The organism is Bacillus sp. FJAT-42376 (assembly GCF_003816055.1).
Lineage (GTDB): Bacteria > Bacillota > Bacilli > Bacillales > Bacillaceae > Metabacillus_B.
This window is the reverse complement of sequence record NZ_CP033906.1, coordinates 2,484,739-2,500,771: the sequence shown is the minus strand read 5'-3', so window position 1 is coordinate 2,500,771 and position 16,033 is coordinate 2,484,739. Positions and strand designations below refer to the sequence as shown.

The window sequence follows — 16,033 nt, the reverse complement described above, 5'->3', positions numbered from 1 at the left end:
GGGATGTTAAAACAGGTCAAAAGACCGGAGGAGGCCGGGTTTTCTTCATACGGGCTCAGGAAAGTGGACAAGCTGATTCTGGATGAAATCAGCCAAGGGTTCCCCGGTGCGGCCCTTATCGTAATAAAAGATGGAAAAATAGTGAAAAACGAAGCTTACGGCTATAAAAAGAAATACAATGGCCTTACTCTTTTAGAACGTCCGGAAAAGATGAAGCGGGATACGTTATTTGATCTGGCGTCCAATACAAAAATGTATGCGGCCAATTTTGCTCTTCAGCGGCTCGTCTCGCAAGGAAAAATAAAGCTGGAGGACAGAATTCAAAGCTACATACCAGAATTCCGCGATCAGGAAACGGATGTGATCAAAGGGAAGGACACGTTAAGGATCATCGATGTTCTTCATCACACAGCGGGATTTCCTCCTGACCCTCAATACCACAACCCGAAAGTGTCCAAAAATCTTTTCTCTCAGGACCGGGATTTGACCATAAGCATGATCTCTAAGACTCCGCTTGCCTATAAGCCTGGAACAAAGAATATATACAGTGATGTTGACTATATGCTGCTTGGCGCCATTATTGAAAAAGTAACCGGCAGGCAGCTCGATGAGTATGTGGAAAAACACTTATACAGACCTCTTGGACTGAAAGACACCGTTTTTAATCCTCTTCAAAAAGGATTTAAACCGAAGGATGCTGCAGCTACAGAGCTTATGGGGAATACCCGGGATGGTGTAATTGATTTTCCGAATATTCGAACGTATACCCTCCAGGGAGAAGTACATGATGAAAAAGCTTTTTATTCCATGGGCGGTGTTTCAGGGCATGCTGGCCTGTTCTCCAATACCCACGATATGGCCGTCCTTCTGCAAACGATGCTGAATGGCGGATCTTACGGTAAAAAGGAGCTGTTCAGCAAAGAGACCGCGCAGGAATTTGTCCAGCCTTCTTCCGTGAATCCAACATATGGGCTTGGCTGGAGATTAAACGGAAATGAAAGCATGGAGTGGATGTTCGGCCCATATGCAAGCAGAGAAGCATTTGGCCATACCGGCTGGACAGGTACGGTGACCATCATGGATCCGGCATACAATCTCGGAATTGTTCTCCTTACCAATAAAAAGCATTCACCGCTCGTGGATCCGGCTAAAGATTCGAACACGTTCCAAGGCGATCAGTTTGTGACTGGCAAATATGGAAGTGTCGTCACGGCTGTTTATGAAGCGATGCTGAAAAAATAACAAGCTCCCTAACTCTTTAAAAAAAGCGTACGTAAAGCATTCTATGTCAATCCTAAAGGTAACAAGGAGGACTTTATGAAGAAAACCCATCTTTTAACGTATGGTTTGGTCTCTGCTCTTATTTTCACTGCATTTTCAGGAATGAAGCCTGATGCGGAAGCGAAAGCAGGAAATGAAATCACTCCATCAGCTGCAGAACAGATCACGGATGGCATGTCCCTGGAAGAAAAGGTCGGCCAAATGCTGATGCCGGATTTCCGAAACTGGCAAAAGCAAGGGGAAAGCAAGATGACCGGCTTAACAGAAATGAATGATGAAGTCGGAAGCATCATTGAAAAATACCATCTTGGCGGAGTGATTCTATTTGCTGAAAATGTCGTCGATACCGAACAGACAGTAAGGCTTGCTGACGGCCTTCAAAAAGCGGGCAAAAAGATTCCGCTTTTTATTACAATCGACCAGGAAGGCGGGATTGTGACCAGACTGCAATCCGGAACGAATTTGCCCGGAAATATGGCTCTTGGAGCAGGGCGAAGCTTAAAAAATGCCTATAATACAGGTTTAATCGCTGGAAAAGAGCTTCATTCCCTTGGCATCAACGTCAATTTTGCCCCGTCTCTCGATGTGAACAACAATCCCGGCAATCCGGTCATCGGGGTCCGCTCCTTCAGCAGCAGCCCGGAGCTCGTTGCTTCCCTTGGCCTTCAGACCATCAAAGGCTTACAGGACCAGAACATGGCTGCAACGGCTAAGCACTTCCCGGGGCATGGGGATACAGCGGTTGATTCCCATTATGGTCTCCCGATGGTCACGCATGATAAGGAACGGTTAAAAAAGGTAGAATTATATCCTTTTCAAAAAGCAATTGATGCCGATGTCGACATGATTATAACTGCACACGTCCAATTTCCTGCGATTGACGATACCACCTATAAAAGCAAAAAAGACGGCCAGCAGATTATGGTTCCCGCTACCCTTTCCCGTAAAGTGCTGACCGATCTCCTAAGAGACGAGATGGGCTTTAAGGGAGTAGCCGTAACCGATGCGCTGAATATGAAAGCCATCGCCGAAAATTTCGGGCAGAAAGAAGCGGTCATCCTGGCGATTAAATCAGGAGTGGACATTGCGTTAATGCCGGCACCGGTAACATCCAAAGCCACAGAGAAAAACTTGACTGAAGTATTCAACGGAGTTGTCGAGGCGGTTAAATCCGGTGAAATTCCAATGAGGGAAATTGATGATTCTGTTGAGCGGATCATTGAGCTTAAAATCAAACGCGGCATTTACCAGCCAGACGGGAATGTGTCCCAAGAACCGCTGGAAGCAAAAATTGCCGAAGCGAAAAAGACGGTCGGCAGCATGAAACATTACCGTTTGGAAAAGAAAATGGCAGCAGATGCAGTGACGCTGCTTAAAAATGAGGATAAAACCTTGCCGTTTAAACCTAAAAAGAACGAAAAAATCCTGATCCTTGCTCCATTTGAAGATCAGGCGGAAGCCATGCGAAGGTCCATTAACGAGCTGTACTCCAAACAGAGAATAAACAAAGTACAAGTGGATAGCCTGATTTTTTCCGGAAAGGTATTTGATCAAGAAACCGCTGAAAAAATTGATAAAGCGGATTATGTTATTGCCGGTTCCTATGTCGTGAAAAATGATCCGGCTGTAAATGATGGGGTGATTGATGATACAGTGACCGATTCCAGCAAATGGGCGACTGTTTTTCCGAGAGCGGTCATGAACTACTCTCTTAAAAACAGCAAGAAATTTGTCCTGATGAGTTTGCGGAATCCTTATGATGCCGCCAACTTTGAAGAAGCAAAAGCGGTACTCGCTGTTTACGGTTTTAAAGGCTATTCCAATGGCCGTTTCCGCCAGCCAAACATTTCGGCAGGCATTCAGACCATTTTCGGATTATCCGACCCAAAAGGAAAACTTCCGGTTGATATTCCTTCAGTCACTCATCCCAGCGAAATTCTTTATCCATATGGATACGGTTTAAAATTCAATGGAAAACCACTAAAATAAGCAGACGGGAGAGGACTCGCTTATGAAAAAACTACTATTTGCCCTGATTGCCGGGATTCTGGCAATCGGGATGGCAACATCGGCGGATGCTTCCCTTTTCGGACATAAAAAAGAGAAGAAAGTGCTTACTGGTGCAGAGCTCCTGCTGAAGGACCAAAAAAGCCTGATTAAAGGGAAGCGTGTAGGCCTGATTACAAATCCTACCGGAGTGGACCGGAATCTTGTCAGTGTAGTTGATCTGCTCGCACAGGATAAAGACATCAAGCTGACCGCTCTTTTCGGTCCTGAGCATGGAGTGCGGGGAGATGCACAGGCTGGCCAGTATGTGGAATATTACATCGATGAAAAGACAGGAGTGCCGGTTTACAGCCTTTATGGACAAACGAAAAAGCCAACACCCGAAATGCTTAAAAACGTGGATGTGCTGGTTTTTGATATCCAGGATGTCGGCACCCGCTACTATACGTATATCTACACGATGGCCTATGCAATGGAAGCGGCGAAAGAAAACAACATTCCCATTATCGTTTTGGACCGGCCGAACCCGCTTGGAGGAGTGCAAACGGATGGACCTGTTCTTGAACCGGCATTCTCTTCGTTTGTCGGGAAATATCCGATTCCTCTAAAACATGGAATGACAGTCGGGGAACTGGCAAAGCTCTTTAACAGTGAATTTAAAATCGGTGCTGACCTGAAAGTTGTGAAGATGAAGGGCTGGAAGAGAAAAATGGATTTTGATGATACGGATCTTCCATTCGTCATGCCGTCACCGAACATGCCGACACTTGAAACGGCCATCGTCTATCCGGCTACAGGCATGATTGAGGGGACCAATCTTTCAGAAGGCAGGGGAACAACGAAGCCGTTTGAACTGATTGGAGCGCCGTTCATTAATAGTGATAAGCTGGCCGGAAAATTAAACAGTTTAAAGCTGCCGGGTGTTTCATTCCGAGCCGCATCTTTTACCCCGACGTTTTCCAAGCACACAGGCAAGCTCTCACATGGGGTACAGGTTTATGTGACAGACCGGAAGAAATTTAAAGCAGTTAAAACAGGGTTATCAATCGTGAAAACCGTAAAAGACATGTATCCGAATGATTTTCAGTTTTTAGCAGCCGACAACTTTAATCTTTTGCTTGGAAACAGCTGGGTAAAGGATATGCTTTTAAAGGGGTCTTCTGTTGAAGAGATCGAGAAGAAGTATGAAGAGGAAAGAACGAAATTTTTGGATATTCGGGAGAAATATTTGCTGTATTGATTAAGAGGCTGGGACAAAAGGTTTCCGGCTAATAAAAAAAACCGAACGATTATTTGAAACTCTCATATAGAGCTTCGTAATCGTTCGGTTTTACTGTTTTTCATGCTTTTTTAAAAGGGTATGTTAAAGCATGCTGTAGATTTTTAACACCTGTTGATTGGAGCGGAAAGCGAGCGACTGCAGCGGAAATCAACAGCCAAGTTTAATAGAGCTAAAAAAAAGCCAAATTCCCTGAAATCAAAATTAGAGAGCTTGGCTTTACCGTTACTGTATTTTTTCTTTGATTGAGTTCATTAACTGGAAGAAATATTCAGGGCTATAGGTTTTATTTAGTTTATACCATGAATCTAAAGTATCTGGTTCAAATACATCTAATTTTTTTAGGACTTCCACTGCAAATTCGAGAGGAGCTAATCCTGATGCAGTAACCAAATTCCCATCAGCTACTGCTGGTTTCATTTCATGAAATTTTTCTCCTTTATAATTAGGACAGACCATTTTAATATACTCTAAGTTATTGCTTGTATGCTTTCTTGAATCCAGGTATCCCATACTAGCAAGCCCTTCAGTTGCACCGCAAATTGCAGCTACAATCGTGCCAAGCTTTAAAGCTTCGCCGATTCTTTCCAAGATAGGCACATGAATCATTTCTCTCCAAGTGGTCCCCCCCGGTAAGATGAGAAGATCATCGCTCTCGAGAGTGCATTCATCAAGAGAGAGATCTGGTTTGATGCTCAGTCCTCCCATCGTAGTAATGATTTCTTTATTAGCTCCCACGGTAACTACTTTTAACGGTGCTAAATCCTTTTTAAAATATCTTCCGGAGTTTAGTTCAGCAGCTAAATATCCATACTCCCAGTCTGACATTGTATTAAATATATAGATATAAACTTTCTTTGTTTGCACCCTATAACACTCCAATCACAATGGATATAGCCTATTATAAGATAACTACCCTGACAACTAGTGTCAGGGTAGTTATTATGACTGATGAAATTCTATTAATTCCGACAGGACTTCAATAAGTCTTTTCTTAAAACTTATTGGCTCAGCTACTTGAATAGATTTAGCATACGGTAAAAGTATATAAGGCACATATGTATGTAATACATCTTTTTCAAGCAGAAATACTGCTTGATTTAACGTCCGTTCTTTTAAATAATGCCCTAAAAACCAATGTTGACAAATATCCTTAAGCGTCGTTGTATTTCCATTAATAACGAAGGAAATAACCCCTTCCTTATTTTCTAAGGCTGGAACCAGGTCTTTCATAAAGAAGTCACTTGCTGAAAAATTTTCTGGCCGGTTAAACTTATTCTCAGTTAGCATTAGACTTTCGATTCGATCTGCTCTGTAACTGCGGATAGCTTCCCTAAGATGGCAAAACCCAATCACATACCACTTATTTTTCCAATAAATCATTTTGTACGGATCAATTAATCTATACGTTGATTGCTCTTCGCCGCTTTTATGATACAAAATGTTTACAGTGAATCCATCCACTACGGCCTGCTCCAGCTGCCTCAAGAACGTTTCCAAAGAAGGGGAGCTTAATCGGCTTATTACTTCAAGACTGTTGAAATGCTGAGTTACCCGTGTTGCCTGTTCTTGGCTAGAATAATGGCTTAACTTTGAAATCGCCCTATTTAGTGCCTCACCACCATAATATCCGGCTTCTTCTGCAAAAACCGCAGCATGATAAAGTGAGGTTTGCTCTTCATGATTAAAAAAAAGAGGGGCTTCAATAAAATGGTTCAATAAACTATAGCCACCGTTATGTCCTGGTTCTGAAATGATAGGGACACCACTTGTGGATAGCGTATCAATATAACGATATACCGTTCTTATATTCATCTCTAATTTTTCTGAAATTTGCTGAGCCGTAATTTTTTGACCCGAACTAAGCATCCATAGGATCGCTAGTATATTGTCCAATTTAGGCATATCATTGCACCTCTATAACGAATTAACGCTATTACTTTTTCTGATTTTTGGTTTACGCTTTCTATATAAAGAGGCCTTAGCCATATTTGTAATTTCAAAAATTTGATTTGTAATCATATTTCCTACTTTATATAGCTTTTCCTCATCATCCCTTCCAGCAGGATTTTTATGATCCTTCTATGAACGGCCTTTAAATTTCCGTCTTTCTTAGCCAGGTCGATTCGTTCACGCTGACACATACGAATAAGTTCTCGTTACTAAATGGTCGACACCAGCCATGATCGTCATTAAAAATCTGCTATTGAAATAAGAGATTTTCAGCTCAAAATGTTTACATAAAATAACAACTTTTCATTCCATTTTATCATAAAAAGACTATCTGCTAAAAAATCTTATAAAAGCCCGATCCTCCTTAATTTTTCTTCCTGTACGTTTCTCCTTTAACAGAGCACATTGATGATGAACTAAAATTTCCCATAATTAATTGACATAGTGAAGAATAAAGCCATAGAATAACAGTAGATATTAGTGAATAGTGAAAATTCAGATAAAAGAGGCTGCTTATGACTTTGAAAGCGCACATTGGAAAATACGCTCTTCTTCTTGCTTCATTAACAGATGAAGAATTGGATTTGATTAAGCCTGCTTTTGAAGAAATCCGTTATTGTCAGGGAAAAGTAGGGTCCATGAATATGCAAAAAGTGATTGCGGCAGTAGAAACCGCCGCAAAACGGAACGAGCTTATTCTTGAAGGCTGCTACAGGGAGACTCATGCGCTTTATCATGCGGTTCTGGAGGGAATTGAAGGGGTTACCCGCGGCCAGCCCTCTATCGGTGAAATGAGCCGGACGGTAGGCTTGCGGTTTGCCATTGTAAGAGGCAGGCCATATGCAGAGGAATCCGAAGGGGAATGGATTGCCGTAGCATTTTATGGAACAATTGGGGCTCCGATAAAAGGTCTGGAGCACGAAACGGCCGGTCTGGGAATTAATCATATATGATGAAACATTGCCTATAGTTCATAAGTCATGAGGAGGCGATGATGGTATTTTGCATACCATTGTCGTCTCTTTTTTTTATTCAGGAGGGATGAAGATGGCGGTTTTAACGGGGCAAACCTTATCTCTTGATGAGATCAGAAAAATCTGCCTGGAGGGCGAACGAATCGTTCTCAAGCCGGAAAGCATGCGTAAAGTAGAACAAAGCAGAGAAGCGGTAGTGAAAATCGTTTCGGATAAGAAGACGGTTTATGGCATCAATACGGGATTTGGCAAGTTCAGTGATGTCGTGATTGGGGAAGAAGATGTCAATGAACTGCAGCTGAACCTGATTCGTTCCCATGCGTGCGGGGTGGGAGATCCGTTTCCTGAGGTCGTATCAAGAACGATGGTGCTGCTGCGCTTGAACGCACTTTTAAAAGGGTTTTCAGGAATCCGGCCCGTTTTGGCCGAGCTGCTTGCAGAATTGCTTAATAAACAGATTCATCCCGTTATTCCGCAGCAGGGATCATTAGGGGCTTCCGGAGATCTTGCACCGCTCTCCCACCTTGCTCTTGTTCTAATTGGGGAAGGCATGGTGTTTTATTCCGGGAGAGTATGTTCAGCCTCTGAAGCCTTTCATCAAGAAGGACTGTCACCGCTTATTCTGGAAGCAAAAGAAGGCCTCGCTCTGATCAATGGAACCCAGGCCATGACCGCCATGGGTGTCATTAGCTATTTGGAGGCAGAACATCTCGCCATGCAAAGCGAAATGATTGCATCGCTTACGATGGAGGGGCTCGAGGGCATTATGGATGCTTTTCATCCTGCAATCCATGAAGCAAGAGGATTCCCGCAGCAATCAGCCGTCGCTGAAAGGATGAGAAACACATTAGCAGGGAGCCGGTTGGTGACAAGACAGGGAGAAAAACGGGTTCAGGATGCCTATTCATTAAGATGTATCCCCCAGGTCCACGGAGCTTCCTGGCAGGCGCTTGACTATGTGAAAGAAAAGCTCGAAATCGAAATCAACGCAGCAACCGATAATCCCTTGATTTTTGATGGAGGCCGGACGGTCATATCGGGAGGGAACTTCCACGGCCAGCCCATTGCCCTTGCGATGGATTTTATGAAAATAGCGATGGCGGAGTTTGCGAGTATTTCCGAGCGGAGAATCGAACGGCTCGTCAATCCTCAGCTCAATGATTTGCCGGCCTTTTTAAGTGCTCAACCCGGACTCCAGTCAGGCGCGATGATTATGCAGTATTGTGCCGCCTCGCTCGTTTCGGAAAACAAAACGCTGGCACACCCTGCAAGTGTGGACTCCATCCCGTCATCAGCGAATCAGGAGGACCATGTCAGCATGGGAACCATCGCCGCAAGACACTGCTTCAGCATCATCCAAAATGTTCGCCGGGTGCTGGCAATCGAATGTATTTGTGCGCTTCAAGCCGTTCAATACCGCGGGATTGATAAAATGGCAGCGGCTACCAGAGGTTTTTATGAGGAGGCAAGAATGGTTGTCCCGCCGATCACTCAAGACCGGGTGTTTTCAACAGACATTGAAAACATGGCAGAGTGGCTAAAAAAAAATAACCCCGGATGGACAGCTCTAAACGGAGGAAGGGAGCTTGAGAGATGGAAACAAAACGCGTAATCCGCGCCAAAAAAGGGCATGAACTGGAATGCAAAGGATGGGAGCAGGAAGCCGCTTTAAGGATGCTCTACAACAACCTTGATCCGGATGTGGCGGAAAGACCGGAGGATCTCGTCGTGTACGGCGGAATCGGCAAAGCGGCTCGCAGCTGGGCATCATTTGACGCAATCGTAGACACGCTCAGAAGATTGGAACATGATGAAACGCTGCTCATCCAATCCGGGAAGCCTGTAGCAGTTTTTAAAACCCATGCCGCAGCACCGAGAGTCCTGCTGTCAAACTCCGTTATCGTGCCAAAATGGGCAAATTGGGATCATTTCCACGAACTCGACCAAAAAGGTTTGATGATGTATGGACAAATGACAGCGGGAAGCTGGATCTATATCGGAACGCAGGGAATTCTGCAGGGAACATATGAAACGTTCGCCGAAGTCGCCCGCCAGCATTTCGGAGGGTCGCTGAAAGGGACGATCACCTTAACAGCCGGGCTTGGCGGAATGGGCGGCGCGCAGCCCCTTGCCGTAACGATGAACGGAGGGGTCTGCTTAGCGGTTGAGGCGGATCCGGATCGAATTAAGAAGAGGCTTCAGACCTCCTATTGTGATCGTATGGCAGCCAATCTGGATGAGGCATTAGAATGGGCCATGGAAGCTAAAAAGAGAGGGCAGGCATTATCCATCGGGGTTGTCGGGAATGCAGCAAGCATCCATCACGAGCTCTTAGACCGTAATATCCATTTCGACATTGTCACCGACCAGACCTCTGCACACGATCCGATTAATGGCTACATCCCTGAAAATTTCACACTTGAAGCTGCCGCTGAACTAAGGAAGGCATCCCCTAAGGCATATGAGAAAAAGGCGTCGCAGTCGATGGCTAAGCAGGTCATGGCTATGCTTGAATTTCAGCGGAGAGGGGCGGTCGTTTTCGATTATGGCAACAATATCAGACAGGTGGCCAAGGACGAAGGAGTAGGCGATGCTTTTGATTTTCCAGGCTTCGTTCCTGCGTATATCCGCCCCTTATTCTGCGAAGGAAAGGGACCTTTCCGCTGGGCTGCCCTATCAGGGGATCCGGAAGATATTTATCGGACCGATGCTCTCATTAAAGAGCTCTTTCCTGAGAATGAGCCGCTGCTCCGCTGGATTGATATGGCGCAGAAGAAAGTTTCATTTCAAGGGCTTCCTTCGAGGATTTGCTGGCTTGGCTATGGCGAGCGGATGAAGATGGGCCTTGCCATCAATGACCTTGTCCGGAACGGAGAAATAAAGGCGCCGATCGTAATCGGCCGGGACCATTTGGATTGCGGATCCGTTGCTTCGCCGAACCGGGAAACGGAAGCGATGAAGGACGGGAGTGACGCAGTGGGGGACTGGGCGATTTTAAATGCTCTGATCAATGTCGCTGCAGGCGGTTCGTGGATTTCGGTCCATCACGGCGGGGGTGTCGGAATGGGCTATTCCCTGCATGCGGGGATGGTCGCTGTGGCAGATGGCACGGAGCTTGCGGAGGAAAGACTTCAGCGGGTGCTCACTACTGATCCTGGTATGGGAATTGTAAGACACGCCGATGCAGGATATGACATCGCCATTGAAGCTGCAAAGGAAAAAGGGCTGGACATTCCGATGATCCATCCGTCTAAGGGGTGAGAACGATAACGCATGATCTGATTCTTTTTAACATCGGACAATTGCTTCTGCCTGATGACAGCGGAAAGCCATTAAAGGGAGGAGAGATGAAAAAGCTAAGCGTCCTAAACGGCGCAGCTTTTGCTGTAAAAGACGGTCTTGTTTCCTGGATTGGTTCGACAGAAGAAGCCGAAAGATTGTACGCGGATGTCAAACGGAACGCAAAGGGAAAGGTTGTCTCTCCGGGGCTCGTGGATCCGCATACCCATCTCGTTTTTGGAGGGAGCAGAGAGCATGAGCTTGAATTGAAGCAGGCGGGCGTTTCCTATTTGGAAATCCTGGCGAAGGGGGGAGGAATCCTCTCCACGGTCCATGCGACCAAAAACGCATCCGAGAAAGAATTGTTTCATAAAGCCGCTTTTCACTTGGAAAGAATGATTTCGTTTGGTGTGACCGCAATTGAAGCAAAAAGCGGGTATGGCCTGGACCGCAGGACCGAATTGAAACAGCTCAAGGTGATTAAGCAGCTGAACGCCAGCTACCCGGTACGCCTTGTACCCACTTTTCTTGGGCCTCATGCTGTTCCTCCTGAATACAAAGGAAATGAGGACTTGTTTATTGGAAAAATGATGCAGCTGCTTGATGAAATAAAAGAAGAAAAGCTTGCTCAATTTGCAGATATCTTCTGCGAAACGGGTGTTTTCACGATTGAGCAGTCCGGCAGATTTTTAATGAAAGCGAAGGAAAAAGGGTTTGGCTTGAAAATTCACGCCGATGAAATCGATCCGCTTGGCGGAACGGAGCTTGCCGTTTCGCTTGGCTCAGCCAGTGCCGACCACCTTGTTGCCGCATCAGATGAAGGAATTGCCCGCCTGGCTGAAAGTGATACGGTAGCTGTGCTGCTTCCGGGAACCACCTTTTACTTAGGGAAGAATCATTACGCCCGAGCCCGGAAAATGATTGATGAGGGGGCGGCTGTTGCGCTTGCTACTGATTTTAACCCTGGAAGCTGTGTGACCGAAAACCTTCAAATGATAATGTCGCTTGCAGCCTTGAAGCTGAAAATGACAGCGGAGGAAATTTGGAATGCAGTGACGGTTAACGCTGCATATGCCATTGGCCTCGGCGGGAAGGCAGGCACAATCGAGGTTGGAAAACAAGCGGATTTCGTTGTATGGGATGTGCCGAATTATCAATATATCCCTTACCATTTTGGAGTCAATCATGCAGAAAGTGTTTACACCGAAGGAATGAAAAGATGGGAGAAGGTGCGTCATGGAACGATTCAGCTTTCTTCAGCCAGGGAAAGCCGCAATTTTTAAAGACCGGTTCGTTACAAAAATAAATGAATGTGTCATTCCATATGAAAAAGGGATGACAGGAGATACCGCATTAATCGGTCTGCCTTTTTCAAAATCCTCCATTTCATCTTCCCAGGCGTCAGATGCTCCACAGGCCATCCGGTCATGCATGGGTCTGTACTCTACTTTCTCAGGGGAACGAAACATGGATTACAGCCACCATAAAATACTTGATTTCGGAGATGTGAGGACGCACCCAACCAGTCTGTCCGAAAACGTAAATAGACTCTACGTGAGTGTTAAAGAAATGATTGGAACGAATGCATGCTCCCGGTATATTCTCCTTGGCGGCGATCATGGGGTCAGCTATCCGTCCATCCGTGCGTTTCAGGAGATTTTCGGAGCAATCGGAATCATCCAGTTCGATGCCCACCACGATGTGCGGAACCTTGAGGATGGCGGGAGGACGAATGGGACCCCCTTTAGAAGCCTGCTTGAAGAAGAAATCATTGAAGGAGAGAATCTTGTACAAATCGGAATCAGGGATTTTTCCAATGCAAAAGCCTACTCTGATTATGCATTGGAGAAAAATCTCTCCATTTATACGATGGGGGATATTGAGAGAATGGGGATTATTCCTATTGTTGAAAAGGAGGCAAAGAGGCTTTCGGAAAAAACGGACGTTATCTACCTTTCTCTCGATATGGATGCGGTGGATCAGGCGTTTGCTCCCGGGTGTCCGGCGGTTGGTCCCGGTGGAATGACAGGCAGGGAGCTTCTTGCAGCCATTTCTGCAGCCGCAAAGCATGAAAAAGTCCGGGCGATGGATATCGTAGAAATTGACCCTTCCAAGGATTTCCTGGATATGACAAGCCGGCTTGCCGCACATGCAATGTTGAGGTTTATGTTTCAATGAAAGGTAAGATTGGCTTCAATAAAAAAGGCTCAGAAGGGCGCTTGAAGCTGCCTGACTGAGCCTTTGTTTTTTAATTATTCATTAATATGCCTGCTGCGCATTCCATAGTAAACAGGAAGACCGAGTGCGGTGATCGCTAATCCGCATAGGGCGAGCAAGGGCTGAGTAAAAAGGGTATTGATGACTATGAATAATCCTCCAAGGATGGCAATAACCGGCAGCACGGGATACAGCGGCACTTTATAAGGCCGAACGAGCTTTGGCTCCCGCTTACGCAAAATCATAACTGCCGCAAACGTCATCGTATAGAAAATCCAAATCACAAAAATGAGCATGTCTGTCAGCGTGTTGAATCCGCCGATAAACATCATGATGATCGCAACGAAAAGGATGAAAAGACCCGAATTATATGGAACTCTGCTTTTCGGAGAAAGCTTAGCAAACCATTTGCTGAACGGCAGTTTATTTTCCATTGCCATCGCATACGGCACACGCATGCCAGTCATCACATATCCGTTGATGGAGCCAAACACCGATATAAGAATCCCGATGCTGACCAGTTTTCCGCCCATCGAACCGAAGATGAGCTGGGCCGCGTCGGATGCAGGCGTATCCGTTCCTGCAAGGGATGCCGCCGACATGACCATTAAAAAGGCAACATTAATCAGCAAATAAATAGCCATAACAGCGGACAACCCTAAAATAATCGCCTTCGGCAGATCCTTCTTCGGATTTCTCATTTCCCCGGCGATGTTTCCGACAAGAATCCATCCGTCATAAGCAAACATGGTAGCCAGCAAACCCGCTCCAAGGGCGGTTAAAAAAGAAGACTGCTCCGGTCCTGGTTCAACAGGAAACAGCTGAAAGGGCACATTTCCTTCATGAAGCAGACCGAATACAATAATTAGCGCCAGAGGGATCAATTTGCAGATGGTGGCCACAGTTTGAATTCCGCCTGCAGCTTTCGCCCCAAGAAAGTTGAGCAAGGTTAAAAAGATAGCCGTTGCGGCTGCAATTCCAACGATCAGCATTTTATGATCATTCGCAGCCAATCCGAACAAACTGACGGTCTGAGTTCCAAAAATGATCGCTAATGCGGCAATGTTTGCAGGGAAATAAATAACGGTTTGAGCCCATCCAAGCAGAAAGGCAGTCAAATTTCCGTATGTACGCTTTAAATAGGCCATCATTCCGCCTGTCTCCGGAATAGCCGCCGACAATTCCGCTGCCGTCAGCCCGGCACAAATGGTCAGAACGCCTCCAATAAACCATGCGAGCAGTCCCAGGCTTGCCGAACCGGTTGAACTATAAACCGCAGTCGGCTTAAAAAATACGCCGGCTCCAATCACGGTACCGATGACCGTTGTTAAAGCGGCAAGAAATCCAATTTCTTTTTTCAATTGCTGCTGCAATAGAACCACTCCTATTTCTGTCTCTAATGGATTATTTTGTGAAAATAATCACAAAAACATTCAAAAAAAATAAAAAATTTCATTATATAAATACTCAGGAGCAATGCGTGTCAAATTTTAGCACAACTTAGACCGGGAAACAATGAAAATTTAAATGGAGGAAAAAGTCAATGCGCCGCTCACGGACTCATAAAATCCAATAGTAAAAGGGAAAAAGCGGATTTTTGATTTCTGGAAGGTTAGCCAGCATAACCAAAGGAACAGGCGTGACCCTGCCATCCGTAAACGCGGCTGAAGGCTCACTGCCCGCCTGATAACTGCTTAGGAAATCACCAGCCTTTAAGCTCATGAGGCTTCGCTGAATCAGAATAACATATTCTTATCTTATAAACCTGACAAACCCTCACTTAAATGCACCCTGGCAAGCATGCAATTTCATAGGGCTACTACGCAAATATAAGGTCATGACGGACAAAGCCTGATGCAATAAACTGTTATTCCATGATGCCGGCATGAAGGATGGTTACGTCCGTATGGACCCGAACCGGCATTTCTGCATACTGCTGATCCCATTTTTTCTTAGAAAAAGACCGGGATTGCATCGCTTTTCTTTTAAAGCCAATCGGATCAACCTGATTTTCTCTGAACGATTCAACCAGCTGATTCAGTTTTTTTTCCACTTTTTCAGCTGTGACTCTTTCTACGCCATTCATTACTTTTTGGCTCGTCATTCTTAACCCGGCGCCTTCCGATATTTTCCCTTTAATCTTCAAGGTGAGTTCGGCTTCATACTGGCCATTCCGGTTTATGATTTTTACATGAGGCTTTGAAAAGAGATTTTCAATTGATAGATTTTCACCCTTGTATTTAATCTCCAAAATTCCTTTTTTAATTTTGTCACTCGTCATTTTTAAATAGTAGGCATCCTCTGTATTAATCAGCTGGACCAGCTTATCTCCTTTAAAAATGCCAATTCCCGTAACCATAAGCTTGCCGTCTGCCTGCCTGACGATCGGCATAAAAGCATCAAGCCCTTTTCCATAATAGCGGTACAAAAATCCATGAAGATTAATTTTCGGGAGCGATTGCTTCATGCTCTGCTGGATCAGATCGAAAATATAGTTCGAGGTTGGAATAGAACCGCTGTATTTTCCATTGATGATTTGCTTCGCACTTGATTCAGCCAGCGCCAAGTATATGTCCCGGCCAATTTCCGGATCGCGCTGCAGGTTATCAAGAAGCCGGGAAATGCCATGCTCAGCCAGATTTTCGCTGAATAAAACGACTCCCACACGGCCGATAACAATTGGTTTCGTGGATTCATTCTGAAGCTTTTGTCTAATCTGTTTACTCGTATAGCCTGCAGCAGAAAAGGATTCGTCTGCAGGCAGGGACTGCTGGCCGGGAGGAATGGAAGTGGATCCTCCTGTACCAAGAATCATTTCATCATTGACATAATCATATCCAATCGTTTTAATAAGCTGCAGTTCTTCTAAAATTTGCTGCTGAGGGGTGCATCCGCAAACTGAAAGAGCAGCGGCAAGAAAGATAGGAGCGGTCTTTTTCATTGAGTTCTCCTTTTTTAATTGGCTATGTTAAAGCATGTTGTTAATTTTTCACACCTGTTGATTGGAGCGGAAGCAGCGGGACAGGTGAGACCCTGCAGTGGC

General features: G+C 45.3%; 12 protein-coding genes and 1 pseudogene. 8 read left to right on the top strand and 5 right to left on the bottom strand.

Annotated elements, in window-relative coordinates; genetic code table 11:
- Positions 1-3 precede the first annotated feature (3 nt).
- From pbp4b to CEF21_RS12500, 3 genes are all read left to right on the top strand, one after another.
- A complete protein-coding gene (gene pbp4b / locus CEF21_RS12510; RefSeq protein WP_241156863.1) occupies positions 4-1,242 on the top strand; it encodes a penicillin binding protein PBP4B in 1,239 nt (412 codons plus the stop codon).
- A 141-nt stretch (positions 1,243-1,383) separates the two neighbouring features.
- Positions 1,384-3,270, top strand: coding sequence for a glycoside hydrolase family 3 protein (locus CEF21_RS12505; RefSeq protein ID WP_241156862.1), 1,887 nt, complete (start codon positions 1,384-1,386; stop codon positions 3,268-3,270).
- A gap of 22 nt (positions 3,271-3,292) precedes the next feature.
- The gene (locus tag CEF21_RS12500; protein WP_123916827.1) at positions 3,293-4,528 is read left to right on the top strand and encodes an exo-beta-N-acetylmuramidase NamZ family protein; all 1,236 of its coding nucleotides are present in this window, start codon (positions 3,293-3,295) and stop codon (positions 4,526-4,528) included.
- A gap of 264 nt (positions 4,529-4,792) precedes the next feature.
- On the opposite strand, the gene CEF21_RS12495 is transcribed toward CEF21_RS12500, so the two are convergent.
- From CEF21_RS12495 to CEF21_RS21585, 3 genes and pseudogenes are all read right to left on the bottom strand, one after another.
- The gene (locus tag CEF21_RS12495; protein ID WP_123916826.1) at positions 4,793-5,434 is read right to left on the bottom strand and encodes a type 1 glutamine amidotransferase family protein; all 642 of its coding nucleotides are present in this window, start codon (positions 5,432-5,434) and stop codon (positions 4,793-4,795) included.
- A 75-nt stretch (positions 5,435-5,509) separates the two neighbouring features.
- Positions 5,510-6,472, bottom strand: a complete 963-nt coding sequence (locus tag CEF21_RS12490) for a helix-turn-helix transcriptional regulator (protein WP_123916824.1) — start codon at positions 6,470-6,472, stop codon at positions 5,510-5,512.
- 12 nt (positions 6,473-6,484) lie between these two features.
- Positions 6,485-6,772 (bottom strand): annotated as a pseudogene (locus CEF21_RS21585) (hypothetical protein); the annotation flags it as partial.
- A gap of 263 nt (positions 6,773-7,035) precedes the next feature.
- Between CEF21_RS21585 and hutP the strand changes: the two are divergent.
- The 5 genes from hutP to hutG all read left to right on the top strand — a co-directional run bounded on the left by hutP (position 7,036) and on the right by hutG (position 12,951).
- Positions 7,036-7,473, top strand: a complete 438-nt coding sequence (gene hutP / locus CEF21_RS12485; protein ID WP_123916822.1) for a histidine utilization transcription antiterminator HutP — start codon at positions 7,036-7,038, stop codon at positions 7,471-7,473.
- Positions 7,474-7,567: 94 nt separating this feature from the next.
- The gene (hutH, locus tag CEF21_RS12480) at positions 7,568-9,106 is read left to right on the top strand and encodes a histidine ammonia-lyase (RefSeq protein WP_123916820.1); all 1,539 of its coding nucleotides are present in this window, start codon (positions 7,568-7,570) and stop codon (positions 9,104-9,106) included.
- Positions 9,088-10,755: a urocanate hydratase gene (gene hutU / locus CEF21_RS12475; protein ID WP_123916818.1), complete on the top strand. Its 1,668-nt coding sequence runs from the start codon at positions 9,088-9,090 to the stop codon at positions 10,753-10,755. The genes hutH and hutU overlap by 19 nt, the downstream gene beginning before the upstream one ends.
- 5 nt (positions 10,756-10,760) lie before the next feature.
- The gene (gene hutI, locus CEF21_RS12470; RefSeq protein ID WP_123920207.1) at positions 10,761-12,056 is read left to right on the top strand and encodes an imidazolonepropionase; all 1,296 of its coding nucleotides are present in this window, start codon (positions 10,761-10,763) and stop codon (positions 12,054-12,056) included.
- Entirely contained in the window at positions 12,010-12,951 is a 942-nt protein-coding gene (hutG, locus tag CEF21_RS12465; protein ID WP_123916816.1) for a formimidoylglutamase, read from the top strand. Before hutI ends, hutG begins: the two co-directional genes overlap by 47 nt.
- A 74-nt stretch (positions 12,952-13,025) precedes the next feature.
- On the opposite strand, the gene CEF21_RS12460 is transcribed toward hutG, so the two are convergent.
- Entirely contained in the window at positions 13,026-14,372 is a 1,347-nt protein-coding gene (locus CEF21_RS12460; RefSeq protein ID WP_123916814.1) for an APC family permease, read from the bottom strand.
- Positions 14,373-14,857: 485 nt separating this feature from the next.
- A complete protein-coding gene (locus CEF21_RS12455) occupies positions 14,858-15,931 on the bottom strand; it encodes a Ger(x)C family spore germination protein (protein ID WP_123916812.1) in 1,074 nt (357 codons plus the stop codon).
- Between the last annotated feature and the right edge of the window lie 102 nt (positions 15,932-16,033).

Excerpts from the sequence above, each read along its gene's own strand:
- pbp4b (WP_241156863.1), top strand. The coding sequence starts at position 4 with ATGTTAAAACAGGTCAAAAGACCGGAGGAGGCCGGGTTTTCTTCATAC.
- CEF21_RS12505 (WP_241156862.1), top strand. The coding sequence starts at position 1,384 with ATGAAGCCTGATGCGGAAGCGAAAGCAGGAAATGAAATCACTCCATCA.
- CEF21_RS12500 (WP_123916827.1), top strand. The coding sequence starts at position 3,293 with ATGAAAAAACTACTATTTGCCCTGATTGCCGGGATTCTGGCAATCGGG.
- CEF21_RS12490 (WP_123916824.1), bottom strand. The coding sequence starts at position 6,472 with ATGCCTAAATTGGACAATATACTAGCGATCCTATGGATGCTTAGTTCG.
- hutP (WP_123916822.1), top strand. The coding sequence starts at position 7,036 with ATGACTTTGAAAGCGCACATTGGAAAATACGCTCTTCTTCTTGCTTCA.
- hutH (WP_123916820.1), top strand. The coding sequence starts at position 7,568 with ATGGCGGTTTTAACGGGGCAAACCTTATCTCTTGATGAGATCAGAAAA.
- hutU (WP_123916818.1), top strand. The coding sequence starts at position 9,088 with ATGGAAACAAAACGCGTAATCCGCGCCAAAAAAGGGCATGAACTGGAA.
- hutG (WP_123916816.1), top strand. The coding sequence starts at position 12,010 with ATGGAACGATTCAGCTTTCTTCAGCCAGGGAAAGCCGCAATTTTTAAA.
- CEF21_RS12455 (WP_123916812.1), bottom strand. The coding sequence starts at position 15,931 with ATGAAAAAGACCGCTCCTATCTTTCTTGCCGCTGCTCTTTCAGTTTGC.